The following is a 26,375-nucleotide window of genomic DNA, read 5'->3' as shown; positions in this document are numbered from 1 at the left end:
GTATGGATGAAAGGTATCATTTCTCAGGTAATGGGTCCGGTAGTCGATGTCGATTTCACGGATTATTTACCCAAGATCAACGAAGCCGTCGAAGTAAATTTCGAGGTTGAGGGCAAGCAAAATAGACTTGTACTAGAGGTTGCCGCACATCTTGGCGATAACCGCGTAAGAACGATCGCCATGGATATGAGTGAAGGTTTAACTAGAGGCCTTGAGGCTACGGCTCTTGGCGCGCCTATTAGCGTTCCGGTTGGCGAAAAAGTTTTGGGCAGAATTTTCAACGTCGTCGGCGATCTAATCGACGAGGGCGAAGGCGTAGAATTTGACAAAAAATGGTCTATTCACCGCGATCCTCCACCGTTTGAAGAGCAAAGCACAAAGAGTGAAATTTTTGAAACAGGCATAAAGGTAGTTGACCTTTTGGCTCCTTACGCAAAGGGTGGTAAGGTCGGACTATTCGGCGGTGCCGGCGTTGGCAAAACGGTTATTATCATGGAGCTTATCCACAACGTTGCATTTAAACACAGCGGCTACTCTGTATTTGCGGGTGTTGGCGAGAGAACTCGTGAAGGAAACGATCTTTATCACGAGATGAAAGAGAGTAACGTTTTGGACAAAGTCGCCTTGTGCTACGGCCAGATGAACGAGCCACCAGGGGCAAGAAATCGTATTGCTCTAACAGGTCTAACGATGGCTGAGTATTTCCGTGACGAGATGGGACTTGACGTTTTGATGTTTATCGACAATATCTTCCGTTTCTCTCAGTCGGGTGCAGAGATGTCGGCACTTCTTGGACGTATCCCGTCTGCCGTTGGTTATCAGCCGACTTTGGCGAGCGAAATGGGTAAATTTCAAGAGAGAATTACATCGACTAAGAAGGGTTCGATTACATCGGTTCAGGCTGTTTACGTTCCTGCGGACGACCTTACTGACCCGGCTCCTGCGACCGTTTTTGCGCACCTTGACGCAACTACCGTTCTAAACAGAGCTATTGCAGAAAAGGGAATTTATCCTGCGGTTGACCCGCTTGATTCGACATCAAGAATGCTTGATCCTCAAATTTTGGGTGGCGAGCACTATAAAGTAGCTCGCGGCGTACAGGCGGTTTTACAAAAATATAAAGACCTTCAAGACATCATCGCGATCCTTGGTATGGACGAGCTTAGTGAGGAAGATAAAGTCACAGTTGACCGCGCTAGAAAGATCGAGAGATTTTTATCTCAGCCATTCTTCGTTGCCGAGGTGTTTACGGGAAGCCCTGGTAAATATGTAAGTCTTGAAGAGAATATCGCTGGCTTTAAGGGAATTTTGGAAGGCAAATATGATGATTTGCCGGAAAACGCATTTTATATGGTAGGAAACATCGACGAGGCGATAGCAAAAGCTGAAAAACTTAAAGCCTAAATTTAAAGGAAAAAGTAATGAATAAATTACATTTAGAAATCGTTACGCCTGAGGGTTTAGTGTTTTCAAACGATATCAAAAGCGTAGTTTTGCCTGGTAGCGAGGGCGAGTTCGGGGTTTTACCCGGGCACGCTTCGCTTATCTCGCTTTTGAAAGCCGGCGTTATAGACATCGAGAGCGAAGATAAAAGTCATGATGCCGTTGCGATAAACTGGGGATATGCCGAGATAAACGAGGGTAAGGCAACCATCCTTGCCGATGGCGCCGTTCACGTGTCGGGAAATTCCGAGAGCGAGATAGCAAATTCATTGCAAAAGGCTAAGGATTTGATCGCTAGCATGAGTAGCGAGAACAACGCTATGGCTGCTGCCGTAGCAAAACTAGATAGTATGGCTCGGACAAGATAGTGGCTGGGCTTGATATTTTTTTGAACTACTTATCAAGAAGTAGTTTTATTACCATATTTGTACTTAGTTGGCTCTCTTTTTATTTCATAATAAGCCTTACCATACTTTTATCTCGTATGGCAGGGCTTGGCTCTTGGCAAAAAAAAGAGCAAAATGCGCTTGAGTCGCTATTGATGGGCGGCTCTAAGCATACTCTAAACGACTCGGTTTTAAAAAGGTTCGTAAGCGGTTCCGTATCTAAGGAAAAGCTTTCGGTTGCGGTTAGTATTTCAGAGAGGAATGCTACTAACGGCATCACTTGGCTTAGTATTATTGCTTCTACATCGCCTTTTATCGGACTTTTTGGTACGGTTGTTTCTATCTTGGAGACATTTTCTCGGCTTGGTCAAGGTGGAGGGAATTCTTCGTTGGGCGTTATCGCTCCCGCCATCAGCGAGGCGCTTGTAGCTACTGGAGCTGGTATATTTGTAGCGATTCCTGCTTATACCTTTAGCCTACTTATCAAACGAAAAGCTTATGAGCTTATGGGCGTCATCAGGCGCGAAGTCGATATCCTAGTAACGCTTAAAGAAGATCAATGATAAATCTCGACGAAACTCCGGAGCTAAACATAACTCCGCTTGTGGATATCATGCTTGTTTTGCTGGCGATCCTTATGGTTACGACGCCTACTATCGTTTATGAGGAGCAAATTTTGCTACCGGACGGTTCAAAAACTAAAACATCCTCGGCTCAAAAAAAAGATTTGACTGTTATCGTTGATGCCACAAAAAAGGTTAGAATAGATCAAAATACCATGAATTTGCGCGAACTTCCTGATAATATAGTGCTTATCGGGGCAAAATACGATAAAAACTCGCCTGTTTATATTAAGGCCGACAAAAGCCTCATATACGATGATGTGATGTTTGTTTTAAAGAGCGTAAAAAACGCAGGCTTTACAAAGGTAGCGCTTCAGACTAATGGATAAATTTGATCTCAAATTTAACACTTCCGGCTACTTCTTACTATCGGCTTTTCTTTACCTTTGCATCATAAGCGGTATTTTTATTAAGCTTACTTATTTTAAAGAAGAGCCGAAAAAATACACCGATACTAAAGATGCTTTTATGGATATTATGATAGTTGAGCGCGAGCCTGATATCACCGTAAAAGCACCTGAGCCTAAAAAAGAGATTGTAAAAGAGGAAAAACCTCAACCGGTAAAGGAAGAGGTTAAAAAAGAAGAGCCAAAGCCGGACACTACAAACAAGCCGCCTGAACCAGATCCTGCACCGCCAAAACCTGAAGAAAAAAAAGTTGAAGAGCCAAATTTAAAGGATTTATTTGGCAGTATCGACACCTCTAAACTAAAAGAAGATAAGGTTGTTAAGAAAAAAGAGCAACCAAAAGAGCAAAGTCGTAAAAAACCGGAAAAAGTCCAGATAACGAGCCAGCAAAAAAAAGCTAGCGACGTTATAAATGCGCTTACCTTAGATCAGGTTGCCAAGACTCCAAAGTCGCAAATGACAGGCGAATATAACGAATACTTCGGTATGATTAGTAGAATTTTGCAGAGTAAATGGAGTGCTTATAAGGCTGATTCTACTGATGAGGCGGAGGTTGAGATCGTCATTGGCATTGATGGATCGTTTAGTTACGATATAAAAAAGTTATCGTATAATAGCGAATTTAATAACAAAGTTAGGGATTTCTTGCAAAGTATGACTTCTGAGAAATTCCCGCCGCCTACTCAGATAGGCAGAGCTGTTAGGCTCGGAACCAAACTAGAAGACAAACTAGAATAATGGAGGAAAAATGAAGAAAATTTTACTTTTTCTTGCTTTTACCAGTTGGCTTTTTGCCGTTGATGCAACTATTTCGGTCGTCAACAAAGGCTTAGCCCTACCAAAAATCGTGCTTCAAGATGCGACAACGGCCGTCGGCGATCAGGCTTTTAAAAGCAAATTTCATAAAATCATGTTGGGCGACTTGAAGGTCAGCTCTGATTTTGAGGTTGTGGACGAATATATCGCCAGTAGCTATGAGGGCGACTCGAACACGAACGTGATGAGCGAAAAAGGTGCGCAGCTTATATTTAGATACGCGCTTGAGGGCTCTGCAAACTCGCCTCTAACCCTCAGGGTTAAGCTAATTAATGCAAAAACGGCGACTACTCAGTACGAGAAAATTTACAATATGAACGACGGGGCAAAGTATCCGTTTATCGCACACAAAGCGATAGTTGAGCTCATTAACGAGCTAAAAATGCCGCCTGTAAATTGGATGGAGAAATTTATCATCTTTGCCAAAGGAACCGGTTCTAAGCAAAGCGAGATCGTTATAGCCGACTACACTTTGACCTACCAAAAAGTACTTGTTCGCGGCGGTTTGAATATATTTCCTAAATGGATAGGAGCCGACCAGAGAGCGTTTTACTACTCTGATTACAGCGGTAAAAACTTAGTTCTTTATAGATACGATGTTGCGAGCGGCCAAAAAACTAAAATTTTAGATAGCAAGGGAGGTATGCTTATAGCCTCTGATGTTAGTCAAAGCGGAGATAAAATTTTGTTAACTATGGCCCCACAAGATCAGCCTGATATCTATATATATGATCTAAATTCAAAAAGGCTTTCTCAGGTAACCAACTATAGCGGTATAGACGTTAACGGCAACTTCGTCGACGGCGATAGACGCGTAGTTTTCGTTTCCGATAGACTCGGCTATCCTAACGTCTTCGCGCAAAACGTCGATGGAAGCGGTTTTGAGCAGTTGGTCTATCACGGCAAAAACAACAACTCCGTTAGTACCTATCAAAACTATATAGTTTACTCTAGTAGAGAAGACGGCAAGAGTAGCTTTGGAACGAGAGATTTTAACATTTACATGATCTCTACGCAGACTGATTACATCAGACAGCTTACCGCAAGCGGTAAAAATTTATACCCTAGATTTTCTAGCGACGGGCAAAGTGTAGTGTTTATAAAAGAGCTTGGAGGACAGAGTTCACTTGGTATAATTCGCGTAAATGAGAACAAAAGTTTCCAATTTCCGTTAAAAATCGGCAAAATTCAGTCGATTGATTGGTAATATTTAGTAAATTTTATGATATAATCACATTAAATTTCTATAAAAGGATGAAAATGAAAAAAGTAGTTTTAACTTCTGCTGCTATTGCGGCTTTATTGTTGAGCGGTTGTAGCTCTAAAAACCCTGAAGTTGATATGAGCGCTGACGCTAATCAAAATATGGGCGGTATGAACTCAAGCGATAACATGATGAGTGATAGCGAGAGATTGCAACAATTAATCTCAAGCATTGAAGGTCAAGTTCAAACTGTTTACTTCGACTTTGACAAATTTAATATCAAGGGCGATATGCAGTCTGCTATCAATACAAATGCAGGCCTATTTAATCAATCAGAGGCTCAAGGTCTTTCTGTAAAAGTAGAGGGTAACTGCGATGAGTGGGGTACAGATGAGTACAACTATGCGCTTGGTCTAAAAAGAGCAAAAGCTGCCAAAGACGCTCTTGTAAAACAAGGCGTTGCTGCTGACAGAATCACTGTTGTAAGTTATGGCGAAAGCAATCCTGTTTGCACAGACAAAACAAAAGCTTGCGATGCACAAAACAGACGTGCTGAATTTAAAGTTCTTCCATAATTAAATTTTATGGCTAATTTAAAAACTTTAGTGGCTCTTTTTGTGGGGGCCACTCTCTCTTACTCCGCTCCAAATGAAATTTCGGTATTTGATGCTGGAAATTTAGATAGCTCTAGCCCATACGGTTTAACCGATAACGAAAAAACTTTTCTAAAAAATAAGCAAAACGTAGAAAATTTAAGTAGAAATATGGGTGATGTCGAATCAAATTTAAATACTATACAAGAGCGCTTAGAGGGTTTACAAAGCGTGCTAGACGGACTAAACTCGAGAATATCTAGGATAGAAAAAAGACTAAGCGATCTTGAAGGAAACGACGGAAATTCTACCGCAAAAAGCGATTTTGACGAGCTTAAAAAATACGTAGAAGAAAGCCGAAAAATACAAGAGGCTAACAACGCTAAAATCACCAAAGCCCTTAAAGATATGGGTGCTTTGATAGACAAGAGCAATGCCGCGCCTGCTACCACAAAAAAAAACGATGAAGACAAGCCGGTAGCTAGTAGCAGCCCAGCCGCTTTCGAGTCGCAAACTCCAAAGGTTGATTTTACCAAACAAAAAAATCAAGACGTAGCAAGTGAGGCCAAAAAGCTATTTGACGCAGGCAAGCTTGACGATGCAAAGGCTAGATACGAATATCTTTTAAGTAAAGACCATAAACCTGCGATGGCGAATTTTTATCTCGGCGAGATAGCGTATCAGCAAAAAGCTTACAACAACGCCATAAAATACTACCAGCAAAGTATCCAGCTCTACGACAAGGCCGAGTATACGCCAAAGCTTCTTTATCACACTGCTATTAGCTTTGATAAGATAAAAGACACGGCAAGTGCTAATAAATTTTACAAAGCGCTAAAACTAGGCTATCCGGACAGCAAAGAAGCCAAAGCCGCACCTACCCGAAACTAAAACTATATTTAATAAATTTAACGATATAATCACGTTATTTTCATAAATAGGAGAAGAACGTGAAAGAACAAGTTATAGCTATGTTTTATGAGCTAAAAGATGCAAAAACGGGCGAAATTTTAGAGTCTAATATGCAGGTTGGGCAAGAAATTTCCTTTTTAACAGGTCGCGGACACATCATCGAGAAACTAGAAGAAGAGGTCGCTAAACTAGAAAAGGGCGAAACAAAGGTTATCGTTATCCCGGCTGCGCTGGCTTGCGGCGAGTACGACTCTAGCGCCGTTCAGATGCTACCCAAAGAGCAATTTGCAGGTATCGAGCTAAAAGAGGGCATGGAGCTTTTCGGTCAAGGCGAGCACGGAGAGAGCGTACGCGTGATAGTAAAATCTATCGGCGAGGATGACGTGACGGTTGATTTTAACCACCCTTACGCAGGCAAAGATTTGGAGTTTAAGGTTCAAATTTTCGACAAACGCGATGCTACAGAGGACGAGATAGCTACCGGCATGGTAGGCGGCGCGCATACATGCGGTTGCGGCGGACATGATCACGACCATCATCACGGCGAAGGCGGTTGTTGCGGAGGTCACGGCCATCATGAGCACAAAGAAGGCGGTTGCTGCGGCGGGCACGGTCATCACCACGATGACGGCGGATGCGGTTGCCACTAAGAGTACCTAGATGATAGCGGCGTTTATATTTCCGGGACAAGGCTCGCAAAGTATCGGCATGGGTAAGGAAATTTACGAAAATTTCCGCCCGGCCGCCGAGCTTTTGCAAAATGCGAGCGATAGCCTAAAAATCGACTTTTCAAATCTACTTTTTAACGAAAACGACCTTATAAACAGGAGCGAATTTACTCAGCCCGCCATTGTTTTAAATTCGCTTATGTGCTATCTTGCTTTAAAGCAAAGCGTAAATTTGGAGCCAAGCTTCGCGCTAGGTCACTCTTTGGGCGAGTTTAGCGCGCTTGCGGTTAGCGGCGCGTTTGATTTTGTTGATGCACTTAGGATCGTAAATTTACGCGGTAAATTTATGCAAGAGGACTGTGCTGGCAAAGACGTGACGATGAGCGTTATTTTGGGTCTTAGCGACGAGACGGTAGAGCAAATTTGCAAAAACGCTCAAGCAGACGGCCATCAAATTTACGCAGCTAACTACAACTGCGACGGTCAGATCGTGATCGCGGGACTAAAAGACGATATCGCCAAATTTGAGTCCGCGTTTAAAGAAGCGGGCGCTAAGCGCGTACTGCCTCTAAATATGTCCGTCATCAGCCACTGCCCGCTTTTGAAAAATGCGAGCGAGAGGCTAACGGCGCAGTTAGAGCCGGCATTAGCCGCTAAATTTGCCCCAGTCGTTTCAAATGCCTCGGCGAAGGCTTATGGCTCGAAAGACGAAGCGCTAAATTTGCTAAAAGCTCAGCTCGTTAGCCCCGTTTTATACAAGCAAAGCATCAAAAGCATCGAAAACGAGGTTGATATTTTCGTGGAGTTTGGCGGTAGCGTGCTAAAAGGCATTAACAAAAAAATCACTGAAAAGCCGACCTTTAGTATCACCGATCTTAGCAGCCTTGACGAGCTTTTAAAGGAGCTTAAATGATAGCGATCTTAGGCGCGATGCGCGAGGAGGTCGCTCCTCTGCTTGAGCGCATCAAGGACTACAAAGAGGTTAAGCACGCAAATAACGTATTTTACCTCGCAAATTTCGGCGGCAAAGAGCTTGTGGTCGCCTACTCGAAGATCGGCAAGGTAAATGCCGCTCTAACCGCAAGCGCGATGATAGAGAAATTTGGCGCCCGAAAGCTACTTTTTACCGGCGTTGCAGGCGCGCTAAATCCAAATTTGAAAATCGGCGATATGCTTTATGCGACTAGCCTAGTGCAGCACGACGTCGATATCACGGCGTTTGGGCACCCTTACGGGTATGTGCCTGAGACTAGTATCTTTATCAAAAGCGACGACGCTCTAAACGCGCTAGCATCTAGCGTAGCGGCCGAAAAAGGCATCGTGCTAAAAGGCGGCGTCATAGCAACGGGCGATCAGTTTATCTGCGACAATGCGAAAAAAGAGTGGCTCAAAGCAACCTTCAAAGCCGACGCGGCCGAGATGGAGGGCGCTAGCGTGGCGTTAGTTTGCGAGAGTTTGGGCGTGCCGTTTTTCGTGCTTCGCGCGATCAGCGACGAGGCGGGCGGCAGTGCGGAGTTTGACTTCGATAAATTTTTGCAAGACTCGGCAAACGTCAGCGCGCAGTTCATGCTCGCGATGATTGAACGTCTATGATAGAGCTTAGCAAGCGGCTGCTGCGCCAGGTTGGGCAGACCAACGCCAGATACCGCATGGTGTGCGGCGGGGATAAAATTTTGCTCGGTCTTAGCGGCGGCAAGGACAGCCTCGCGCTCGCGCACGTACTAAAACACATGCAAAACGTCACGCCCGAAAAATTTGAGTTTAAGGCTGTGACGCTAAGCTACGGTATGGGCGAGGACTACGCCTACCTCACGCGCCACTGCGCCGAGCACGGCATCGAGCACGACGTGATCGACAGCTCGATCTTTGAGATATCTAAGGACAAGATCCGCAAAAACTCCAGCTTTTGCAGCTTTTTCTCGCGTATGAGGCGCGGCTATCTCTACACCTACGCGCTTGAGCACGGCTTTAACAAGCTAGCCATCGCCCATCACCTCGATGACGCGGTCGAGAGCTTTTTTATGAATTTTACCTATAACGGCGCGCTACGAACGCTTGCTCCAAAATACGTCGCGGCAAACGGTATCGAGGTTATCAGGCCGTTTATATTCGTGCGCGAAAGGCAACTACGCGAAAACGCCGTGCGAAACGGACTTACGGTTATCGGCGACGAGGCGTGTCCTGCGATGCGATTTGATATCAAGATGCCTCACGCTAGAGCCGAAACCAAAGAGCTTTTGGCAAATTTGGAAAAGCAAAATCCAAAGCTTTTCATCTCGCTAAAGGCCGCATTTGAAAATATCCACAGCGATACGTTTTTCGCCGCCGGGGCACAAAATTTGACCGACGAGGAGTGAGGACTCGTCAAATTTAGCTTAAATTTGACCGCTCTTTCGGTCAAATTTGACTTTTGCCGGTCGGAGCAAATTTGTCCGACGCCCTTCACTGCGCTATATAGCGATCTATCATCGTCGCTCTGCGGCATCTTTGCTCCTTAATTTTTGGATTAGTTTATTAGATATTAATTTTTCTTTGTCTTGACTACTTATGTTGGCGTCGATATAGATCACCTTAGCCGTATCTCCTATGCGTATTATTGCATCCATCTTTTTTTGCTCGTTTGTCCACGACATAAATGTTCGTACGTCTTGAAAGGTTCCATCAGGCTCGGTGCAATATTTTTCTAAATTTTTTATTGGCATATCTACATAAAATGGCCTTTTTTTATTTATATTTTCTTCGTCTATCCATCTTATTTTATACCATATATAAGTATCATGGCACTTTTTATACGCCTCTTTCAACTCCTCGCTAGTAGGTTGCCCCGAAACGTTGTTGTCTAGTAGTAAATTTAGCATAGGTTCGTAGTTTGGCATATATTCCATATCTTTAAAATAGTTGCCGTTCTCGTCAAAATACCCATACTAAATAGTATTTGTAGCATCTCGGTAAAGTTGCCAAAGGTAATATAATCAAAAGGCAATATCCAGCCTTTTGAGCCTTCGTTTTTCTGACCGTATTTTACTTCGTACTCTACAAATATATTATCTCCGTCTATAGTCAAGCTTTTTATCCTATCGTTTTGGGGCGCTTTTAAATATCTTTGAATTTTTTCTTTATTGCTAAATTTAACCCCGCTATCAAGTAAGAGCTTAACGGTCTTTGTAGAGTTGTTTTCTATGGCGTAGGCCAGGGGCGAGAGTTTGTAGTTATCTTTCGCATGAGCGTCCGCGCCCATCTCCATGAGTCTTTTTGCTGTGGTTTCGTCGTCGTAAAAGCTAGCGTACATCAGCGGCGTCGTGCCTGCCTTCATCTTTACGTCGGCGCTAAGCCCGTTTCTTGTCATAAAATTTAAAATCTTATCCGTATCTTTTAGCCTCAGCAAATTTCTTAAAGCGTTAAGGGTGGCGTTGTTTTCCTCGTATTCGTCTATATCCCAGTATCTAAAACCAAAGTCGTCTATCTCCTCTTGCGTTACGTATTTGGCTAGCTCGGAGTTTAGGTCTATTTTAGTATTGGGAGTGACGGTAAAATGAGTAGGGCGAGACAGCTTTTCGTAAAGGAAATTTACGAAAACGGCAAGGAAAAGAGCGGTAAAGCCGAGTGCGAATTTCTTCAATTTATCCCTTAAGTCAAATTTGCGAAATTTTAACTAAAAGCTGGTAAAGAGGCGGTAAATTTGATGAAATTTGAGCCGATAAATTTAAGATATCGGGAGCAGGGCGCGGCGAGATCCGTCCGCATAAAATTTGAGCGGGTTAAATTTAAAAGCAAACTCTGGCAAGTCAAATTTGAAACGCCAAATTTGATCAAAGCCCCTGAAGCAAAATAGAGTAGAGCGCGTCTATCTCGTCATCGTCAAGCAGCAACGTAGAGCGTTCACTAAAGAGCATTTTTATCTTTTCTATCTCAAAACCCTTTTGCGTGGCGCAGTGCTCGTGAGCGGGTAAAAAGCTCCTGGCTATCGCCACGCTATCCTCCACGGGTTCGTCGCAGATAAAGCAAAAAAGCTCGTCATGTAGCCTGCCCTCAGCCTCTAAAATGCGCACGTAGCTCTCGATGAGTAGGCGTTTGGGAGCGCCTCTGTCAAAGCGCGAGGCGCAAAGCTCGAGCTCGCGAAAGTACACCTCGTCTATCTGCTCGACGTCTCGCAGGTGCGCGTAGAGTAGGCGCATAAACTGCTGCCACACGAGCAGTCGCTCGCGCGAGAGTAGCCAGCGGTAGCCTAGGTGTAGGACGCTGCGCAGGTGCGGGAGGAAGTTTTCGCCGCCTTCGAGCTCGAAGTCGATCTTGTAGCCTTGCAGGACGTTTGAGTGGCGCGCGCCGTAGAAGCGGTAGGATTTGACTAGCAGCGAGGGCGTGAGGATGTAGACGAGCAGGTCCTCGTCGCGCACTTTTTGCGTGTGCAGGATGTAGCCTTGCATGGTTAGAAAAATGTTTGGATTTTTTGGCGCAGGATGCTTGGCTCAGCGATGTGATTTATCTCGTCGCGAAAGGCGCTGGCGCCATCGATGCCTTTGGAGTAGCGGTGTAGGTGCTTGCGAAAGATCGCCGCTCCGTGCTCGCCGTAGTGCTCAATCATCGCGTCAAAATGCGCCAAGATGATCGCCTTTTTCGTCGCCGCGTCAATACTCTCGCCCGTTTTGATCTCGTGGAAAACCCACGGCTTGCCGATGCAGGCGCGTCCTATCATTAGCGCGTCGGCGTTGGTTAAATTTAACACCTGGGCAGCATTTTCCGGCGAGATGTCGCCGTTTGCGATGACTGGGATGCTTACCGCCTCTTTAGCTCGGCCTATCGCGGCGTAATCTACCGCGGCCGTGTAGCCGCCCGCTCTCGTGCGCCCGTGAAATGCGATGTAGTCCGCTCCGGCATCCTGCGCGGCGATGGCTAAAATTTCAGGGATTTTCTCATCAAAACCTAGGCGTAGTTTGACGCTAGTCATTTGCTTGTTTGAGGTTTTTTTGATGGTTTCTACGATGCGTTTTAGATTTGAGATATCTTTTAACAGTGCCGAGCCTGCGGACTGTTTGACGACTTTTGGTACGGGGCAGCCGCAGTTTAGATCGATGCCGTCGATACCCTCGATACCGTTTAAAATCTCAACCGCTTTTTTTACGATGTCTGCGTCGCTTCCAGCGATCTGCACGATATATGGTGTTTCAAGAGACGATTTTTTGAGCATCTCAAGCGTTTTACTACCTTCGTAAACTAGGGCGTTTGCGCTTATCATCTCGCTTACAGTCACGTCGCAGCCAAACTGCTTGACCACGCTTCTAAGCGGCAGGTCCGAAAAGCCTGCTAACGGAGCTAGAAAAAGCGGCTTTTTTGAAAAATCTATCAGCAATGGGCGTGCTTGAAAAATAGATCGGTCGGGACGTTTTTGCCGTTTTGTCTGAGGTAGAGCAGGGTGCGGAAATTTTGATATTCGCCGGCTTCAAGGCCCGACAAAACTTCCTGCGCGCGCTCGAGCATCTCAAACTCAAACAGCAGATAGACGTATGCTTCCTGCGCCTCTTGGCGTTCGTTTTTGAGGCGCTCGAATATGCCGATGACGGCGTCCGGAGCGATTTTGCTTTTTAGCGTCGCGGCGCTGATACCAAAGCTGTCTTTTGAAATTTTATCCGAATTTAACAGCTCCAAAATCTCGTCGTTGCTCAAATTAATCTCGTCTTTGGCAAAGCGGGCGATAAGAGTCATGATCTCTTTTTCGTCCAGATCTGGAGCAAATTTTTTGATATCGGCGAGCGAGCCTAAATTTATTAGCTTTTTCCTTGCTTCGCGGACTATTTCACCCTGATCGCCCATAGGTTTTTTAAGCGTTTCTAGATAGTATCCGTCCAAATTTGCTATTTTGTTTAGCTCGTTTTTGATAAAGAGCGGATTGTCCTTAGGCAGCTTAAATTTCTTTAGGTCGGCGACTTCGCCGTTTTTGACCGTGCGCACCGTGTCTAGGACGTTTTGTAGCTCCTCGCCCTCGATATTTGCTTCCTTGTATCTATCCCACGGCGAGAGGACTCTGGCTATCTGGGACGGGACTTTATAAAAGTTCGTTTTAAAGTCTTTGTTTGTATCAAGTCCTAGCAAAATTTCCTTACCTAGATCTCTATAAAATTTCTCATCGTGTGAAATTTTGCGTTTAAAGGCGTAAAATTTAAACCCGTGATAGGCCATGTGAAGCACGCAAAATATCGTCAAAATCGCAGGCGGTAGTATCATCCAGACGGCGATTGGTAAATTTAACGTATACTCGATGTCGCTGCCTAAAAAGGCAAATTTAAGATGAAGCTCGTAAGAGCCGCCCTCAAAAAGATAAACGATCGCGCCGACTACGACCAGATAAAGCACGGCGCAAGCTATAAAACGTTTGATTTGCATGGCGTACCCCTATTTTGCGGTTTTTTCCACTATCTCACGGCAGGTGATGCAGTATTTTGCGTGCGGTTTGACGCGCAAACGCGCCAGTCCGATATCTTCCTCGCACATCTCGCAGATGCCGTAGGTTTTGTCGGCGATCTTTCGCAGCGAGACATCGATCTCGGCTAGTTCTTGTCTTTGCTGAGCGCTGACTGATTGCTCTATGAGCTGATCGGCGTTTACGGAGGCGATATCAAACTCGTCGCTAACGCCACTTTGGCGTAGCCCTGCCATCTCGTTTGACGAGTCTAAAATATTTTTAGTTATCTGTGCTTTTCGCTCCAGTAAAAGTGCCTTAAACTGCTCCAGGTCGCTTTTGCGCATTTTTTTCCTTTATTTGTGGTATGGGTGGTTCGCGTTTATGCAAAGAGCTCTGAAAATCTGCTCGTGAAGCATAAGTTTGGCGATCTTGTGCGCCATCGTCATGCGGCTGAGGCTAACGACGGCGTCGGTTTTTTGTTTAAAATTTTGGCTCAGCCCGTAAGCTCCGCCGATAAAAAACGAAATTTGAGCCTTATCCGAGATGAGTTTGGCAAACTCTTCGCTGTTAAATTCGCGACCTACTTCGTCAAGCGCCACGCAAAAGCCGTTTAAATTTGGTTCATAAACCTCGTCGTAGGCTTTTAGTGCCTCTTCTCGCCCCTTGCTTTGGGCTTTGGCAATCTTGTCGTTAAATATAACGACGTCTGAAATTTTGGCAAATTTTGACGACATCTTCGCGTACTCTTTGATCTCGTTTTCAAAATTTTCACGTTTTGATTTTTGAATGCAAAACACGGAAATTTCCAAATTTATTCCTCGTCGTTCAAGTTTTGAGCGCTAGGCTGCTTAGCGGCATAGGCCGGGTTGTTTGAGAGCAGCCTTATCATATCGCTTAAAAACTGCTTATGCTCTTTTCGCTCGACTATGGCATCGATCAGCCCGTGCTCTAGCAAAAACTCAGATCTTTGAAAGCCCTCAGGCAGATCGGCTCCGATGGTTTGTTTGATAACGCGCTGTCCGGCAAAGCCGATGAGAGCGCCCGGCTCTGCGATGATGACGTCGCCCAGCCACGCAAAAGACGCACTAACTCCGCCCATCGTAGGATCGGTTAGAACCGATATATAGGGCACCTTAGCCTCGTCAAGCAGCTTTAGCGCGGCGGAAGTTTTTGACATCTGCATCAACGAAAACGTACTCTCCTGCATCCTCGCTCCGCCCGAAGCCGAAACGATGATGAGAGGCTGTTTTTTATCGAGCGATCTTTTTACGGCGCGCACGATCTTTTCGCCCTCTACCGAGCCTAAAGACCCGCCCATAAAGCTAAAATCAAAAACCGCCAGCTGCACGTTCATGCCGTCGATCTTGGCCTCGCCGCAGATCACGGCCGAGCTTCTGCCCGTTTTTTCCTCGTTTTCGCTTATGCGTTTTTTATAGGATTTTTTATCGACGAATTTGATCGGATCGACGGGCTTTAGTTTGGTATCAAGCTCGACGAAACTGCCCTCGTCGCAGATCATCGCTATCCTCTTATCGGCGGCTAATCTCATGTGAAAACCGCACTTTGGACAGACGTTAAAATTTGCTTCGACCTCTTTGTAATACATCAGCGAGTGACAGCTGTCGCATTTGATCCAGTGCGCCGGAGCCTCGCTAGGAGTGGATTGTTGCTTTCTTATTTTGGAAAAAATATCTAAAAAGCTCATGGTTCCTACTTTTTAAAAAATTTAGGGATTATAGCCAAAGTTAGCTTATGTTTTGCTAGTCGGGTATTAAATTTACGCTGCGCGCTCTTGAGAATAGGCGGGTATAATCGCGTAAATTTGCGCTATTATTTTTATGCTTTCCGTGGAAATTTTAAATTTACGCGGAGGCAGTTTGTAAATTTGAGGTTAAATTTGAGAGATTTGACTGTGGTATGTTTAAGCCTGGAAATGTAAATTTAAAGAGCTCAAATTTGTAAAATTTAACTCAATAAATTTGAGCCTTTAAATTTGCGGCTTACCACTCGATATAGGTTTTTGCCTTTTTTATATTCGCGATTTTTATTTTTAAAATTTGACCTTCGCTTTCAAACGAGATTTCTTCATCATCGACGGATAAAATTTTGCCTTTTAGTTTTTTGTTTTCGCCGTCTACTTCGGCTGAAATTTTAGCCAGTTCGCCGACGCTTGATATAAAATGGCTCGGTTTTTCTAGCTTTCGCTCTAGGCCCGGCGAGCTAACCTCTAGCACGTAGTCTCCGCTAAGCGGCGGCTCGACGTCAAATATCGGCGAAAGCAAACGCGAGACCTTTTCGCAGTCGTCTAAATTTACGCCGCCCGGTTTTGCGATGTAGATTCTATAAATCGCTCTGCCGTTTTCGTTCGCGACCTCGACGTCATAGAGCTGCACGCCGCACTGCGAGATCAGATTTTCAAGATTTTGCATTTTTGTTTAGATCCTCTGAGATTTTTTCAAACAAATCGTCCATATGGTTTTGATACTCGAGCCTGTCGTCAAATTTAAAGTGAAAATTCGGCGCTCTATACCAGCCCTCAGCCGCCATGCAGTGGTTTTGCAGGTGCTTTGATACGCGCTTTAGGCGGTCTAGTATATAGGCCTGCTCGCGCTCGTCAAACATCATTTTATCAAGATATACGAATGCGTCGTACCTGCCTTTTTTACACTCGACGTCGGTCACGCAAAGTCCGCGTAAAAGCTCGTCTTCAAGCGTAGATAGGGCTTCGGGTAGTAGCTCTTTTAGTACGCTTTGCGTGCGCAGGCGCTTTATCTCCGAGGGGTTCATAGGCTGGCTTGCTCCTCTACCTCTTTAAAGCTCTCGATGTAGTCGCCTTCTCTGATGTCGTTATAGCCGTCAATACCTACGCCGCACTCAAAGCCGCGCGCTACCTCTCTCACGTCGTCCTTGAAACGTTTTAGCGAGCTTACGGTGCCCTCGTGTACGACCACGCCGTTTCTGATTAGGCGAATTTTCGCGCCGCGGTTTATCGTGCCCTCCGTCACCATGCAGCCTGCGATCGCACCTACCTTAGGAACGTTGATGACCTGGCGTACTTGGGCTTGTCCGAGCTGCTCCTCGTGGATTACAGGCGACATTAGGCCACTTAGGATCGCTTTGACGTCGTCAATTAGGTTATAGATGACGTTGTAGGTTTTGATCTCGACGCCGCTTTCTTTGGCTTTTTCTTTCACTTCGCCGGTAGGCCTAATGTTAAAGCCTAAAATTACGGAGTTTTCGCTCGCTCTGGCTAGCTCCACGTCGCTTTGTGTGATGCCGCCCACGCCCGAGTGGATGATATTTACTTTTATCTCGTCGTTGCGAAGCTTTTCTAGGCTCGCCTTGATAGCTTCTAGCGAACCGCCCACGTCGGCTTTTACGATGACAGGGAGCGATTTTAGCTCGCCCTCGGCGATCTTCTCGCTAAGCTCTTCTAGGCTTACTTTGGTAGTCTTGCTGAGCTCTTTTTGGCGTAGATATTCAGCTTTTTTCTGTGCATATTCGCGGGCTTCTTTATCGGTTTTGACGCTTATTAGCGTTTCGCCAGCTTCTGGAATCTCGCTAAGGCCCATTATAACGCCGCATTCGCCAGGTTTTATCTCTTTTAAAATTTTACCTTGGTCGTCGGTTATCGTTCTTATTTTACCGTATGCGACGCCTGCGACCACGATATCGCCGACTCTTAGAGTGCCGTTTTCTACTATAACCGTAGCAACTGGACCGCGGCCTTTTTGCTGCGAGCTTTCTATTATAGCGGCTTTGGCGTTTGCCTTCGCGTTTGCTTTTAGCTCTAAAATTTCAGCCTGCAAGAGTACGATCTCTAGTAGATCGTCTATGCCCGTGCCCATCTTTGCAGAGATAGGTACGAACTCGTACGTACCGCCCCAGTCGGTGGATAAGATATCTAGCTCAGCTAGCTCGCTTTTTACTTTGTCTGGGTTTGCAGCCTCTTTGTCCATCTTGTTTATCGCGATGATGATCGGTACGCCGGCGGCTTTTGCATGACTCACGGCCTCTTTTGTTTGCGGTTTTACGCCGTCGTCGGCTGCGACCACGATGATGACGATATCGGTGATCTTGGCGCCTCTTGCGCGCATAGCCGTGAAGGCTTCGTGGCCCGGAGTATCGATAAAGGTAATGTTTTTGCCGTTTTTATTTACCATATAGGCGCCTACGTGCTGCGTGATGCCGCCTGCTTCGCCAGCTGCTACGCGCGAGCTTCTGATGTAGTCTAGTAGCGATGTTTTGCCGTGATCGACGTGACCCATGATGGTGATAACAGGAGCGCGGACGGTTAAATTTGCATCGTCTAGCTGCTCCTCTTCTTCGTCGTAAGCCTTAACGTAGTCAAATGCTTCTTGCGTATCGACGATGTTTACCTCTATGCCAAACTCATCAGCCAAAATCTCTATCGCATCCTCGTCCAGGAAGTCGTTTTTAGTCGTCATCATGCCGAGCATAAAGAGCTTGCCGATGATTTCGCTAGGCTGCTTGTTGATCTTGTCGGCAAATTCGTATAGGCGGATCTCTTTTGGTATTTCGACATAGGTTACCGCCTCGCCGTTATGGTCGGCGCGTTGCGATTTTTTGTGCTTTTTACGAGGCCTGCGCGCAGTACCTTGCTCTAAAAATGAACTTACCGATGTATTTAGTACCGGTTTGTAGCCCGTATTTGCCGGTTGTTTTATTTTTTGAGGTTCTGGAGTTTGCGTTCGTACGGAAAAATCAGGCAATATAACCACGTCCTCATCGTCTATGACGATGTCGGCCATATCGCGGTCGCCGAGCAGATCCATCTTTGTAGCGCCGTCTTTTTTGGTTGCTATGACCGGTTTTTTCTCTTTTTTCTTTTTGCGCTCGATCTTTTCGTCGCTAAATTTAAACATATTTTCCAAATTTAGCGCCGGTGCAGGCTCTTTTCTCTCGCTCGCCATAGGCGCAGGTTGCTCGTCTTTTTTCTTTTTTACGATGACTAGGCCACGCCTTTTTTGTAAACTAACGTCAGCTAAACTCTCTTTTGGTTTGGCTGGCTCGACATCGGCAGGTTGAGCTTTTGGTTCCTCCTTAGACGCTGTTGGGGCTTTTGGCTCAGGCGCTTTTTCTGCAGGTTTTTGAGCGGCTATTTTTTGTTCTTTTTCAGATTTTTCGTCATTTTTTGTTTCTACTTTTTCTTTGGGCAAAGGCTTTTCTTCTTTTGCAGCGCTTGGTTTTTTAGCCTCTTTTGGCTTGCTTTCTTTTTCCTCTTTACCCTCTTTGGCTTCCGCTTTTTTTACGGTCGGTTTTTTCTTTTCGGGTTTTTGCTTGAGAGCTTCGGGGATCTCGCCGGTTTGGATGTAGGTGTATAGCGCCGCCGCTTCTTCAGGACTAACGCCGCTTGAGTGCGTTTTGACCTTTAGCCCAAGCTCAATAGCCTTTTCTAAAACCTCTTTGCTATTGTAGCCGAGCTCATTTGCTATCTCTGAAATTCGAACAGTCCCCATTTAAGAGTATCTCCTTTAAATTTTGCTCGTTTTGTAGCGTCGCGATAAAGTTGCCTGCGACTCTTCCGAGCGATTTTCTTAAAATTTTCTCGTCTTTTTTTAGACATTCCTCGCAAAGATAAAAGCTGCGTCCGTTTCCGTTTCCGAAAAATAGCGAGGAATTTATCAGTCTGTATCTACGCAAAATTTGCTGCTCAAAGCGCTTTTTGCAGACCACGCACGTCCTGATAGGGATAAATTTTTGAGCCATTATTATAACTTCTTTTAGCTTTTTTTTAGCTTTGTAGGATTTTTATCCCGTCGTTGTCGAAATCAAAAATTTCAACCCGAAAGCTTTTAAATTTATCTTGCAGTTTTTGTTTTAAATTTGCTGCATCGTCCGCGTAAACGATGTTTAAAAAGCTAGATCCGCTGCCTGAAAGCGTGCTTAAAAGAGCGCCGTTTTCGTAGGCTATCTTGCGCACTTCAAAGAGCTCTGGCAGGTTTTGCATGCGGATTTGTTCGTGCATGACGTCTTTTGCCGCCGTCCTTAAAAGCTCATAACTTTCGCTAAAAAAACAAGCCGTGAGAAATGCGGCGTGAGAGAGGTTGCTAACGCACTCGCTCATCGTGAAATTTTTAGGTAGCTTGGCGCGCGATTCCTTCGTGCTCATTGGCTTATTTGGTATCACGACGACGGCTTTTATATCGGCGCTTAAAGGTTTTTTTAGAGATTTTACCTTGCCGTTTTCAACGACCGAGCTCACAAAACCACCAAGCGTCGCAGGAGCTATGTTGTCCGGGTGGTTTTCGTAAACTAGAGCTTGGTTTAAAATAACGCTTTTATCCGCCTTAAAACCTGCCGCCGCGTAAGCTGCCGCGATGGCTGAAGTGATAACCGCAGAGGAGCTACCAAGGCCGCGAGAGAAGGGAATTTGATTGGTAAAAATCATGCGAAAAGTATCTTTTTTGCCCGTTAGTTTGACGTAAATTTCATTGAAAATAGATAAAAAAATGTTGTTTTTCTTAAGAAGCGCGTTGTCTTTACCTTCGCCTAAAATGCTCACTGAGGCGAAATTTGCCCTCGTTATCTCGACTGTATTGTGCAACTCTAAGGCAAGACCCAAGGCGTCAAAGCCGGGACCTATGTTTGCGCTTGTGGCTGGAACTAAAATTTGCAAGAAATCTCCTAAACGGCTTGAATAACGTAATTTGGTAGGGTATCTAAATTTAGATTTAAAACGGCTAAATTTTGCGGCAAGCTAAATTCGCCGGCCTCTGCTTTTTGCAGTTTGACGCCATCGGGCGTATCTACGAAACTTAAATTTTTATTCGCCCGTATCGGCGCGCCGCCGTTAAGCTCAAAGCCGCTAACTGCGTAAAATTCGCACTCTTTTACTATACTAATCGTCTTTAAAACAACGTAAGCGACTTTTACGCCCATAAAGCTACCAGGGCCGTTTGCGTAGATGATTTTTTTTAGGTTAAATTTGCCGTCGTTTAAAACCTCGTCCATTATTTTTACGAGGGAGACGTCGGATTTTTCTTCGCTAGAAATTTGCTCTAAAAGCTCGCCGTTTTCGTCATAAATACCGACGATTAGCGGCGAGCTAAGAGCGATAACTAAAATTTGGATATTTTTTATGCAAATACCTTTTGATACTCGCGCGCGAAATCGCCTTTTAGCGTGATAATCTCGTAGTTTTTATCGTCGCTTAGGATAGCTAGGGTTAGTTCGTGATTTAGCTCGTGACTGCCCGCAAAGCTTGTATAATCAGCCATCAATGGCGCGCCCATCAAGCTTAGATCGCCGATTGCGTCTAAAATTTTATGGCGAACGAATTCGTTTTCAAAGCGTAGACCTTCAGGATTTAAAATTTTATTATCGTCGATAACCACGGCGTTATCTAGGCTACCGCCGAGGGCTAAATTTTGCGCTCTTAGCATCTGCACGTCTTTTAAAAATCCAAACGTCCTAGCGCGCGCGATCTCCTCGATGTATGCCTGTTTGCTAAACTCAAACACGTAGTTTTGCTCGCCGATTATCGGGTGGGCAAATTTGATAGTAAAGTCGAATTTCGGGTTATTTGACGGCGTTACTCTGGCGAATTTTCCGTTTTTGTTTACTTCTACCGGGCGCTTGATTACGATTACTTTTTTATCTGCTTCTAGCTCAGCCGTGCCGGCTTCATCCAGCATCATGCAGTAGCTTATCGCCGAGCCGTCCATTACCGGCACTTCGTTGGCATCTAGGACTATGCGGATATTGTCGATGCCGCAGCCGTTTATCGCGCTAAGGAGGTGCTCGATCGTTGAGATGTAGCCCTCTTTGCCGCCGATAACGGTAGCCATTTGGGTGTTTATTACGTTTTTCGGCTCCGCCTTAAAGCTCACTCCGAGGTCTTTTCTGTAAAATATTATTCCCGAATTTGCCCCGAGCGGTTCAAGCGTGATTTTTATCGGTTCGCCCTTGTGAAGCCCGATACCAACGCCTTCTACGGTTGATCTTATAGTTGTTTGTTTCAAATTTTCGCCCTTATTTTTTTTATTCTTGCCATTATACAACAAATTTACAACAAAACGGCAAATTTATTCGACCATTTTTTTAGCTGCGCTCAAAACGTCCGTGACGTTATCCTTCATCCAGCCGTTATCCATCCACTCCTCCGGGCGCACTTCTATGCCTTGTACTAGCATGCCAAAGTGCAAGTGATCGCCCATCGCTAGACCCGTAACGCCAGTGTTTGCGATGACGTCGCCCGCCTTGACCGAGTCGCCGGCTTTGACGTTTAGCGAGCTGCAGTGTCCGTAGAGCGAAAATAGCCCGAATCCGTGATTTATCAGGATATTGCGCCCATAGATACCGTTATCCGCGGCAAATTCGACCGTGCCGTCGTTGTTGGCGACGATGTCGGCTTTTTGCGTCGAGGCTAGGTCGATGCCCATGTGCCAGCTTTCGCTGACGTCTTTATCCTCAAAGGTATAATATCTGTGGTCGCCGAAGCTCGCTACCGCTTTGCCGTTTTTTAGCGGGTAAAATTTATTTACGCTAAAGTTTTCCGCCGCGTCTATTTCGACTTTTGCGGCGATTTGCGAGATTATTTTCTCATTTGCCTCGCGGAGATTTTCATTTACGAATTTCATTTTTTCCAGATTGCTCATAGCGTCGTAGTTTTTAGCGTATTGCTGCGCTAGCTCGGGGATTTTTTCGTTTAAAAATCTACTTTGGCCGTCTAGTTTTATCTTTGAGATGCGGTATTTTTTATCTTGGTAGAAAAATCTTATCTTGCTTTTGGTTATATTTCCCGCCGCATCAAGCGCCACGACGTCGGCGCTAAACGAGCCTTGCTGCGCCGGCCAGGCTACTAAAGAAGCGTAGTAGCCCTCTTTTACGAATTTGCTCGGGATAAATTTCTTGCCATAGTTCGTCTCGATATAGACCTCTTTTAGCATCTCGTCAGTCGCCTTAAACACGACCGTCGCGCTACCGCCTTTTGTGATGGCGTATGAGTGGTTGAGGATGTTTACGTCGGGTTTTTTGTTATCGACGGTGATTTTAACTTCTTTTTTTTGCGTGTTGCCAAGGAAAAATCCCCATTTGCTAGTATCGGTGGCCTCGATTACGATGTTATAGATATCTTTTTGTGCGCCAAATCCCGTTTTAGGAAAGGTTAAATTTAAATCGACGATTTCAGACGGCGCTTCAAATTTTTGAGTTAGCAAATTTACGCTGCCTTTTTCATCTACGAGTGAAATTTTAACTGATTTCACGCCGCCTTCGTCGGTGATTTTGATCGGTAGAGGCGAGGTTAAGTTCCAGTAAATTTGATCTGAGATGGCGATGTTTGGGGCTTCGCGCTCAAATGTTTTTGATGTAAATAAAAAAACTATCGCCGCAACTAAAAGCAGAATAATAACGCCGAAAAATATCAAATTTGGATTGCCGCGTCTTCTCATAAAAATCTCCTAAATCTTAAAGAGACCGATTTTACTAAAAAGCAATAAATTTAAGGTAAATTTGCCTCCGAATTTATAAAATTTCGCGTATCTTTCTAGCTTCGCCCATCCATTCTCGCAGCTCGTCCCACTTCTCGTTTTTGATTAAATTTTCGCATTCGTCAAGCTCTTTTTTGAAAAGGTCTATCGAATTTATCAAATTGTGTTTGTTTTGCTTAAAGATATCCGTCCACATCACGGGCGAGCTTTTGGCGATCCTGATCATACCGTTAAATCCAGTGCCGCTTAGCGCGATGATATTTTTTTTGTTTTCCTTTTTTAGCACGCTGCTAGCTAGCGAAAAGCTGATCGCGTGAGGTAGGTGAGAGATGACGCTGGCGTGATGATCGTGCTCTGCTGCGCTCATGAAAATAATCTTCATACCTAGGTGCGAAAACAGCTCGACCGAGCGCTTGACGTGCATCTCGCCGCTTTCTTTAAAGTCGCAGATGGCCACGACGGCGTCTTTAAAAAGCCCAGAAAACGCGGCAGTCGGGCCGGAGTACTCGGTGCCGGCCATCGGGTGAGCGGGGATGAAATTTTGCCTGATGCTCTCCGGCACGGCTTCGATTATTTTTTGCTTGGTGCTACCAAGATCGACGATAGTCGTGTTTTTGCCGATGCCTTCAAATTCTTTGACGATTTTTATGATGGCTTCTACGGGGATGGCTAGAAATATCATATCGCACTTTTGCTTCATCTGCTCAAGGGTTAAAATTTCATGCACGAGACCGAGCTCAATGGCTTGCTTTTCGTGCTCTTTGCTTAGATCCATGCCGCTAATGCAGCTGATTAGTTTCTCGTTTTTTAGGCTAAGACCTAGCGAGCCGCCGATGAGTCCTAGGCCTACGATACCGATTTTCATAAATTCGCCTTTTAAATTTATATTGTTTAAAAATAAAATGTGCTATTATACAGCCTTATCATCACTTTTAGGTTAAATCAATGAAAAAAAGCGTTTTTCTACTACTTTTGGGCGCAGTTTTGGCAAATGCCCAGCAGATAACTTCCATAAATTTTAAGGGTCTCGTGCATTTGTCTCCAGAAACGGCAAAGGAGATCATGGGATTAAAAGTCGGCGACGAGCTAAACGGCGATAGCACGGATAGGGCGATTGCGAAACTGTTTAGACAGGGCTATTTCGACGATATCTACATCGAAAACGAGGGTGGCGACGTGACCGTAACGGTAAAAGAAAAACCTAGTATCGCTCGTATCGACATTAAAGGCGTAGTGACTAACGATAAAACCGCCATCGACGGACTAATCAACATCAAACAAGGCAATATGTACGACGAGTTAGCCATCGAGCGCGCGAAAGAGCGCATCAGGCAGTATTACGAGTCTAAAGGATACTTCGACACGGTCGTAGATGTAACAAAAGAGCCGGTGGCGGGCAATGAAAGCAGTCTTTTTGTCACGATGAACATAAACCGCGGCGAAAATATCATAATAGAAAACGTAAATTTAGTCGGCGCGAAGCTTTTTGATTATGATGACGTAGAGCCTGTGGTAGCGAACAAAGAGCGTGAATTTATGGGCTGGATGTGGGGCAGAAACGACGGCAAGGTTAAGCTTTTCGAGCTACCAAACGATCCTGCGAGAATCCAAGATAAATATTATCAAAAAGGCTACCTAGACGCGACGGTTTCAAATCCGTATCTAAACGCCTACATGGACAACTACACGGCAGATCTGACCTACTACGTGACAGAGGGCGAGCAGTATAGGGTATCTAGCGTAGATATCGAAGCGCCTGAGTTTTTAGAGCTTGATAAAGAGAAAATTTTGAAAGGCTTTAGACTAGAAAGCGGCGACGTGATGAACTCCGCTCGCCTAAGACAAGATATGAAAAAGCTCGACGATATGATAGCGGATAAGGGTTATGCGTTTGTAAGGATAAATCCAAAAACCGAGAAAAACGTAGAAGACAAGACTGTAAGTATCGTCTACGAGGTTGTGCCTGACGAAAAAGTATACATAAGAAACGTGCAAATTTCTGGCAACGATAGAACCGTGGATAGAGTCGTTAGGCGCGAGTTATACCTCACTGAGGGAAATTTATATAGTAGAACAGACCTGCAAGACAGCAAAGACGCGCTAAGGCGAACAAGCTATTTTGACGAGGTCGAGATCGAAGAGCAGCGCGTCGGAGCAAATCAGGTCGACTTGCTCGTAAAAGTAAAAGAGGCCTCCACCGGCTCTATTAGCGGCGGTATCGGCTACGGTAGCTCGGATGGCTTGCTACTTAACGCGAGCGTGTCGGATACGAATGTATTTGGTAGCGGTATGAAGGGTGTCATAAGCGTGGATAGAAGCGATAATGAGCTATCTGGCCAGATAGGTTTAACAAATCCACGACTTTTTGATAGCGAATATAGCCTGGGCGGCACGCTATATGCCAACGACTATAGTTGGAACAACTACGACGAGAAATCATACGGTCTAAACGTCGTCGTAGGTAGAAAACTAACTAGAAATCTAAGCGCGTCTTTGGGTTACATCATAGAGCAAAGCCGTATCAGCGGGCTTAGCGACGTGCTAAAAACCGTCGGGTACAAAGACGGCAAGAGCTTAAAAAGCTCGCTCATACCGTCTATTACATATAATAGCACGGATGATTATTACCTGCCTCGCACGGGCATCATCGCAAGCACTAGCCTAGAGTTTGCAGGTGTGGGCGGCGATGAGAAATTTTTAAAGAGCAGAACGAATTTTAACTGGTATCAAGGTATCAGAGAGTGGGTGGATTACGACCTTATTTTTAGATTCAAATCAAGCTTCGGCAAAATTTGGGATCGCGGCTGGGTGCCTATTAACGAGAGACTATATCTAGGCGGTATCAGAAATCTGCGCGGATTTGAGAGCAGAACCGTCTCGCCTAAAGTCAAAGTCGCCAGTGGTAGCTGGTACGAGACGGGCGGCGATACGTCGTTTAACAGCTCGGCAGAACTTAGCTTCCCGCTAATAGAGCGCGTAAAGATGCGCGGAGTGCTGTTTGTTGACTACGGCGTCATTCGCGGCAGGATCGCAAACGTAACTGCGCCTGGCATCGTGGATTATGTCGACGGACGTATCAGCAGATATAGCGCGGGCGCAGGTATCGAGTGGGTAACGCCTATGGGGCCGCTACAGCTAATTTTTGCTAAACCACTCAAAAAGCAAGACGGCGACGATACGAGTACGTTTGAATTTACTATCGGACAACGTTTCTAATATTACAATAAAACGGCGTTTCGTTTGGCTGGACGCCGTTTTTAACTTTCTATCCCACAAATACTGCTTTTATCTCGAGGCAAATTTGCACTAAATTTTGCCTTATTTACGTTGCAATTTAAATTTATCTACAAAATCCCCAATCATCTAAACCGTCAAATTTGCCATCACTTAAAAATATCAAGGCGTAAATTTAACTCGTCTATGATAGATAAAAGTTCTGAAATTTCCTTTTTTATCTGCTTTACGTCATA

General features: G+C 45.1%; 31 protein-coding genes. 14 read left to right on the top strand and 17 right to left on the bottom strand.

Annotated features, from left to right (window positions below; translation table 11 throughout):
- Positions 1-6 precede the first annotated feature (6 nt).
- The 12 genes from atpD to CSUNSWCD_RS05900 all read left to right on the top strand — a co-directional run bounded on the left by atpD (position 7) and on the right by CSUNSWCD_RS05900 (position 9,410).
- On the top strand, positions 7-1,404 hold the full coding sequence (gene atpD / locus CSUNSWCD_RS05955; protein WP_002947477.1) for a F0F1 ATP synthase subunit beta: 1,398 nt from the start codon (positions 7-9) through the stop codon (positions 1,402-1,404).
- Between the two features lie 17 nt (positions 1,405-1,421).
- Positions 1,422-1,811 carry an ATP synthase F1 subunit epsilon gene (gene atpC / locus CSUNSWCD_RS05950; protein ID WP_002952434.1) on the top strand — a complete coding sequence of 130 codons (390 nt, stop codon included), beginning with the start codon at positions 1,422-1,424 and terminating at the stop codon, positions 1,809-1,811.
- A gap of 116 nt (positions 1,812-1,927) precedes the next feature.
- On the top strand, positions 1,928-2,392 hold the full coding sequence (locus CSUNSWCD_RS05945; protein ID WP_009494954.1) for a MotA/TolQ/ExbB proton channel family protein: 465 nt from the start codon (positions 1,928-1,930) through the stop codon (positions 2,390-2,392).
- A complete protein-coding gene (locus CSUNSWCD_RS05940) occupies positions 2,389-2,781 on the top strand; it encodes a biopolymer transporter ExbD (protein ID WP_009494953.1) in 393 nt (130 codons plus the stop codon). Before CSUNSWCD_RS05945 ends, CSUNSWCD_RS05940 begins: the two co-directional genes overlap by 4 nt.
- 139 nt (positions 2,782-2,920) lie before the next feature.
- Positions 2,921-3,598 carry a TonB C-terminal domain-containing protein gene (locus tag CSUNSWCD_RS05935; RefSeq protein WP_241091531.1) on the top strand — a complete coding sequence of 226 codons (678 nt, stop codon included), beginning with the start codon at positions 2,921-2,923 and terminating at the stop codon, positions 3,596-3,598.
- A 10-nt stretch (positions 3,599-3,608) separates the two neighbouring features.
- Entirely contained in the window at positions 3,609-4,883 is a 1,275-nt protein-coding gene (tolB, locus tag CSUNSWCD_RS05930) for a Tol-Pal system protein TolB (protein ID WP_009494951.1), read from the top strand.
- Between the two features lie 53 nt (positions 4,884-4,936).
- Positions 4,937-5,455: an OmpA family protein gene (locus CSUNSWCD_RS05925; protein ID WP_034964466.1), complete on the top strand. Its 519-nt coding sequence runs from the start codon at positions 4,937-4,939 to the stop codon at positions 5,453-5,455.
- A 9-nt stretch (positions 5,456-5,464) separates the two neighbouring features.
- Positions 5,465-6,364, top strand: coding sequence for a tetratricopeptide repeat protein (locus tag CSUNSWCD_RS05920; RefSeq protein ID WP_009494949.1), 900 nt, complete (start codon positions 5,465-5,467; stop codon positions 6,362-6,364).
- Positions 6,365-6,423: 59 nt separating this feature from the next.
- Positions 6,424-7,035, top strand: a complete 612-nt coding sequence (locus CSUNSWCD_RS05915) for an FKBP-type peptidyl-prolyl cis-trans isomerase (protein WP_009494948.1) — start codon at positions 6,424-6,426, stop codon at positions 7,033-7,035.
- Between the two features lie 10 nt (positions 7,036-7,045).
- Complete coding sequence (fabD, locus tag CSUNSWCD_RS05910; RefSeq protein WP_009494947.1) at positions 7,046-7,966, top strand: ACP S-malonyltransferase; 921 nt, start codon at positions 7,046-7,048, stop codon at positions 7,964-7,966.
- The gene (locus tag CSUNSWCD_RS05905) at positions 7,963-8,646 is read left to right on the top strand and encodes a 5'-methylthioadenosine/adenosylhomocysteine nucleosidase (protein ID WP_009494946.1); all 684 of its coding nucleotides are present in this window, start codon (positions 7,963-7,965) and stop codon (positions 8,644-8,646) included. The genes fabD and CSUNSWCD_RS05905 overlap by 4 nt, the downstream gene beginning before the upstream one ends.
- Complete coding sequence (locus CSUNSWCD_RS05900; RefSeq protein ID WP_009494945.1) at positions 8,643-9,410, top strand: tRNA 2-thiocytidine(32) synthetase TtcA; 768 nt, start codon at positions 8,643-8,645, stop codon at positions 9,408-9,410. The genes CSUNSWCD_RS05905 and CSUNSWCD_RS05900 overlap by 4 nt, the downstream gene beginning before the upstream one ends.
- Positions 9,411-9,518: 108 nt before the next feature.
- On the opposite strand, the gene CSUNSWCD_RS11715 is transcribed toward CSUNSWCD_RS05900, so the two are convergent.
- Entirely contained in the window at positions 9,519-9,938 is a 420-nt protein-coding gene (locus CSUNSWCD_RS11715) for a hypothetical protein (protein WP_009494944.1), read from the bottom strand.
- Positions 9,905-10,672: an ankyrin repeat domain-containing protein gene (locus tag CSUNSWCD_RS05895; protein WP_009494943.1), complete on the bottom strand. Its 768-nt coding sequence runs from the start codon at positions 10,670-10,672 to the stop codon at positions 9,905-9,907. Before CSUNSWCD_RS05895 ends, CSUNSWCD_RS11715 begins: the two co-directional genes overlap by 34 nt.
- A 63-nt stretch (positions 10,673-10,735) precedes the next feature.
- On the opposite strand from CSUNSWCD_RS05895, the gene CSUNSWCD_RS11280 reads away from it, so the two are divergent.
- Positions 10,736-10,885: a hypothetical protein gene (locus CSUNSWCD_RS11280; protein ID WP_009494942.1), complete on the top strand. Its 150-nt coding sequence runs from the start codon at positions 10,736-10,738 to the stop codon at positions 10,883-10,885.
- On the opposite strand, the gene recO is transcribed toward CSUNSWCD_RS11280, so the two are convergent.
- The 15 genes from recO to CSUNSWCD_RS05825 all read right to left on the bottom strand — a co-directional run bounded on the left by recO (position 10,863) and on the right by CSUNSWCD_RS05825 (position 23,770).
- On the bottom strand, positions 10,863-11,477 hold the full coding sequence (recO, locus tag CSUNSWCD_RS05890; protein ID WP_009494941.1) for a recombination protein RecO: 615 nt from the start codon (positions 11,475-11,477) through the stop codon (positions 10,863-10,865). The genes CSUNSWCD_RS11280 and recO overlap by 23 nt on opposite strands.
- 2 nt (positions 11,478-11,479) lie before the next feature.
- Positions 11,480-12,397 (bottom strand): tRNA dihydrouridine synthase, encoded by a 918-nt coding sequence (locus tag CSUNSWCD_RS05885; RefSeq protein ID WP_034964502.1) that lies wholly within the window; start codon positions 12,395-12,397, stop codon positions 11,480-11,482.
- Positions 12,394-13,431, bottom strand: coding sequence for a hypothetical protein (locus CSUNSWCD_RS05880; protein WP_009494939.1), 1,038 nt, complete (start codon positions 13,429-13,431; stop codon positions 12,394-12,396). The genes CSUNSWCD_RS05885 and CSUNSWCD_RS05880 overlap by 4 nt, the downstream gene beginning before the upstream one ends.
- Positions 13,432-13,440: 9 nt before the next feature.
- Entirely contained in the window at positions 13,441-13,794 is a 354-nt protein-coding gene (gene dksA, locus CSUNSWCD_RS05875; RefSeq protein ID WP_009494938.1) for an RNA polymerase-binding protein DksA, read from the bottom strand.
- A gap of 9 nt (positions 13,795-13,803) precedes the next feature.
- Positions 13,804-14,259, bottom strand: coding sequence for a 23S rRNA (pseudouridine(1915)-N(3))-methyltransferase RlmH (locus CSUNSWCD_RS05870; RefSeq protein ID WP_009494937.1), 456 nt, complete (start codon positions 14,257-14,259; stop codon positions 13,804-13,806).
- Positions 14,260-14,261: 2 nt separating this feature from the next.
- Complete coding sequence (accD, locus tag CSUNSWCD_RS05865; protein WP_009494936.1) at positions 14,262-15,155, bottom strand: acetyl-CoA carboxylase, carboxyltransferase subunit beta; 894 nt, start codon at positions 15,153-15,155, stop codon at positions 14,262-14,264.
- A gap of 295 nt (positions 15,156-15,450) precedes the next feature.
- Positions 15,451-15,879 carry a ribosome maturation factor RimP gene (rimP, locus tag CSUNSWCD_RS05860; protein ID WP_009494934.1) on the bottom strand — a complete coding sequence of 143 codons (429 nt, stop codon included), beginning with the start codon at positions 15,877-15,879 and terminating at the stop codon, positions 15,451-15,453.
- Positions 15,866-16,237 carry a 30S ribosome-binding factor RbfA gene (gene rbfA / locus CSUNSWCD_RS05855; protein WP_002943703.1) on the bottom strand — a complete coding sequence of 124 codons (372 nt, stop codon included), beginning with the start codon at positions 16,235-16,237 and terminating at the stop codon, positions 15,866-15,868. The genes rimP and rbfA overlap by 14 nt, the downstream gene beginning before the upstream one ends.
- The gene (infB, locus tag CSUNSWCD_RS05850; protein WP_009494933.1) at positions 16,234-18,930 is read right to left on the bottom strand and encodes a translation initiation factor IF-2; all 2,697 of its coding nucleotides are present in this window, start codon (positions 18,928-18,930) and stop codon (positions 16,234-16,236) included. The genes rbfA and infB overlap by 4 nt, the downstream gene beginning before the upstream one ends.
- Positions 18,896-19,180: a YlxR family protein gene (locus CSUNSWCD_RS11030; RefSeq protein WP_009494932.1), complete on the bottom strand. Its 285-nt coding sequence runs from the start codon at positions 19,178-19,180 to the stop codon at positions 18,896-18,898. Before CSUNSWCD_RS11030 ends, infB begins: the two co-directional genes overlap by 35 nt.
- A 25-nt stretch (positions 19,181-19,205) precedes the next feature.
- Positions 19,206-20,090 carry a homoserine kinase gene (gene thrB, locus CSUNSWCD_RS05845; protein ID WP_009494931.1) on the bottom strand — a complete coding sequence of 295 codons (885 nt, stop codon included), beginning with the start codon at positions 20,088-20,090 and terminating at the stop codon, positions 19,206-19,208.
- An 8-nt stretch (positions 20,091-20,098) separates the two neighbouring features.
- Complete coding sequence (locus CSUNSWCD_RS05840) at positions 20,099-20,425, bottom strand: glycoprotease family protein (RefSeq protein WP_009494930.1); 327 nt, start codon at positions 20,423-20,425, stop codon at positions 20,099-20,101.
- 125 nt (positions 20,426-20,550) lie between these two features.
- Entirely contained in the window at positions 20,551-21,435 is an 885-nt protein-coding gene (lpxC, locus tag CSUNSWCD_RS05835) for a UDP-3-O-acyl-N-acetylglucosamine deacetylase (RefSeq protein WP_034964461.1), read from the bottom strand.
- Positions 21,436-21,498: 63 nt separating this feature from the next.
- The gene (gene pgp6 / locus CSUNSWCD_RS05830) at positions 21,499-22,866 is read right to left on the bottom strand and encodes a peptidoglycan metallopeptidase Pgp6 (protein WP_009494928.1); all 1,368 of its coding nucleotides are present in this window, start codon (positions 22,864-22,866) and stop codon (positions 21,499-21,501) included.
- Positions 22,867-22,939: 73 nt separating this feature from the next.
- Positions 22,940-23,770 (bottom strand): prephenate dehydrogenase, encoded by an 831-nt coding sequence (locus tag CSUNSWCD_RS05825; protein ID WP_009494927.1) that lies wholly within the window; start codon positions 23,768-23,770, stop codon positions 22,940-22,942.
- 80 nt (positions 23,771-23,850) lie between these two features.
- Here CSUNSWCD_RS05825 and bamA point away from each other — a divergent pair, with 80 nt between their 5' ends.
- Positions 23,851-26,121, top strand: coding sequence for an outer membrane protein assembly factor BamA (bamA, locus tag CSUNSWCD_RS05820; protein ID WP_009494926.1), 2,271 nt, complete (start codon positions 23,851-23,853; stop codon positions 26,119-26,121).
- Positions 26,122-26,375 lie beyond the last annotated feature (254 nt).

Source organism: Campylobacter showae CSUNSWCD (assembly GCF_000313615.1).
Classification (GTDB): domain Bacteria; phylum Campylobacterota; class Campylobacteria; order Campylobacterales; family Campylobacteraceae; genus Campylobacter_A; species Campylobacter_A showae_A.
This window is presented reverse-complemented; position numbering and strand designations above follow the sequence as displayed.

What these genes read in the sequence shown, in the direction of transcription:
- atpD (WP_002947477.1), top strand. Translation starts at nt 7, where the DNA reads ATGAAAGGTATCATTTCTCAGGTAATGGGTCCGGTAGTCGATGTCGAT.
- atpC (WP_002952434.1), top strand. Translation starts at nt 1,422, where the DNA reads ATGAATAAATTACATTTAGAAATCGTTACGCCTGAGGGTTTAGTGTTT.
- CSUNSWCD_RS05945 (WP_009494954.1), top strand. Translation starts at nt 1,928, where the DNA reads ATGGCAGGGCTTGGCTCTTGGCAAAAAAAAGAGCAAAATGCGCTTGAG.
- CSUNSWCD_RS05940 (WP_009494953.1), top strand. Translation starts at nt 2,389, where the DNA reads ATGATAAATCTCGACGAAACTCCGGAGCTAAACATAACTCCGCTTGTG.
- CSUNSWCD_RS05935 (WP_241091531.1), top strand. Translation starts at nt 2,921, where the DNA reads ATGGATATTATGATAGTTGAGCGCGAGCCTGATATCACCGTAAAAGCA.
- tolB (WP_009494951.1), top strand. Translation starts at nt 3,609, where the DNA reads ATGAAGAAAATTTTACTTTTTCTTGCTTTTACCAGTTGGCTTTTTGCC.
- CSUNSWCD_RS05925 (WP_034964466.1), top strand. Translation starts at nt 4,937, where the DNA reads ATGAAAAAAGTAGTTTTAACTTCTGCTGCTATTGCGGCTTTATTGTTG.
- CSUNSWCD_RS05920 (WP_009494949.1), top strand. Translation starts at nt 5,465, where the DNA reads ATGGCTAATTTAAAAACTTTAGTGGCTCTTTTTGTGGGGGCCACTCTC.
- fabD (WP_009494947.1), top strand. Translation starts at nt 7,046, where the DNA reads ATGATAGCGGCGTTTATATTTCCGGGACAAGGCTCGCAAAGTATCGGC.
- CSUNSWCD_RS05905 (WP_009494946.1), top strand. Translation starts at nt 7,963, where the DNA reads ATGATAGCGATCTTAGGCGCGATGCGCGAGGAGGTCGCTCCTCTGCTT.
- CSUNSWCD_RS05900 (WP_009494945.1), top strand. Translation starts at nt 8,643, where the DNA reads ATGATAGAGCTTAGCAAGCGGCTGCTGCGCCAGGTTGGGCAGACCAAC.
- CSUNSWCD_RS11715 (WP_009494944.1), bottom strand. Translation starts at nt 9,938, where the DNA reads ATGGAATATATGCCAAACTACGAACCTATGCTAAATTTACTACTAGAC.
- CSUNSWCD_RS11280 (WP_009494942.1), top strand. Translation starts at nt 10,736, where the DNA reads ATGAAATTTGAGCCGATAAATTTAAGATATCGGGAGCAGGGCGCGGCG.
- recO (WP_009494941.1), bottom strand. Translation starts at nt 11,477, where the DNA reads ATGCAAGGCTACATCCTGCACACGCAAAAAGTGCGCGACGAGGACCTG.
- CSUNSWCD_RS05880 (WP_009494939.1), bottom strand. Translation starts at nt 13,431, where the DNA reads ATGCAAATCAAACGTTTTATAGCTTGCGCCGTGCTTTATCTGGTCGTA.
- dksA (WP_009494938.1), bottom strand. Translation starts at nt 13,794, where the DNA reads ATGCGCAAAAGCGACCTGGAGCAGTTTAAGGCACTTTTACTGGAGCGA.
- accD (WP_009494936.1), bottom strand. Translation starts at nt 15,155, where the DNA reads ATGAGCTTTTTAGATATTTTTTCCAAAATAAGAAAGCAACAATCCACT.
- rimP (WP_009494934.1), bottom strand. Translation starts at nt 15,879, where the DNA reads ATGCAAAATCTTGAAAATCTGATCTCGCAGTGCGGCGTGCAGCTCTAT.
- rbfA (WP_002943703.1), bottom strand. Translation starts at nt 16,237, where the DNA reads ATGAACCCCTCGGAGATAAAGCGCCTGCGCACGCAAAGCGTACTAAAA.
- infB (WP_009494933.1), bottom strand. Translation starts at nt 18,930, where the DNA reads ATGGGGACTGTTCGAATTTCAGAGATAGCAAATGAGCTCGGCTACAAT.
- CSUNSWCD_RS11030 (WP_009494932.1), bottom strand. Translation starts at nt 19,180, where the DNA reads ATGGCTCAAAAATTTATCCCTATCAGGACGTGCGTGGTCTGCAAAAAG.
- CSUNSWCD_RS05840 (WP_009494930.1), bottom strand. Translation starts at nt 20,425, where the DNA reads ATGGACGAGGTTTTAAACGACGGCAAATTTAACCTAAAAAAAATCATC.
- pgp6 (WP_009494928.1), bottom strand. Translation starts at nt 22,866, where the DNA reads ATGAGAAGACGCGGCAATCCAAATTTGATATTTTTCGGCGTTATTATT.
- CSUNSWCD_RS05825 (WP_009494927.1), bottom strand. Translation starts at nt 23,770, where the DNA reads ATGAAAATCGGTATCGTAGGCCTAGGACTCATCGGCGGCTCGCTAGGT.
- bamA (WP_009494926.1), top strand. Translation starts at nt 23,851, where the DNA reads ATGAAAAAAAGCGTTTTTCTACTACTTTTGGGCGCAGTTTTGGCAAAT.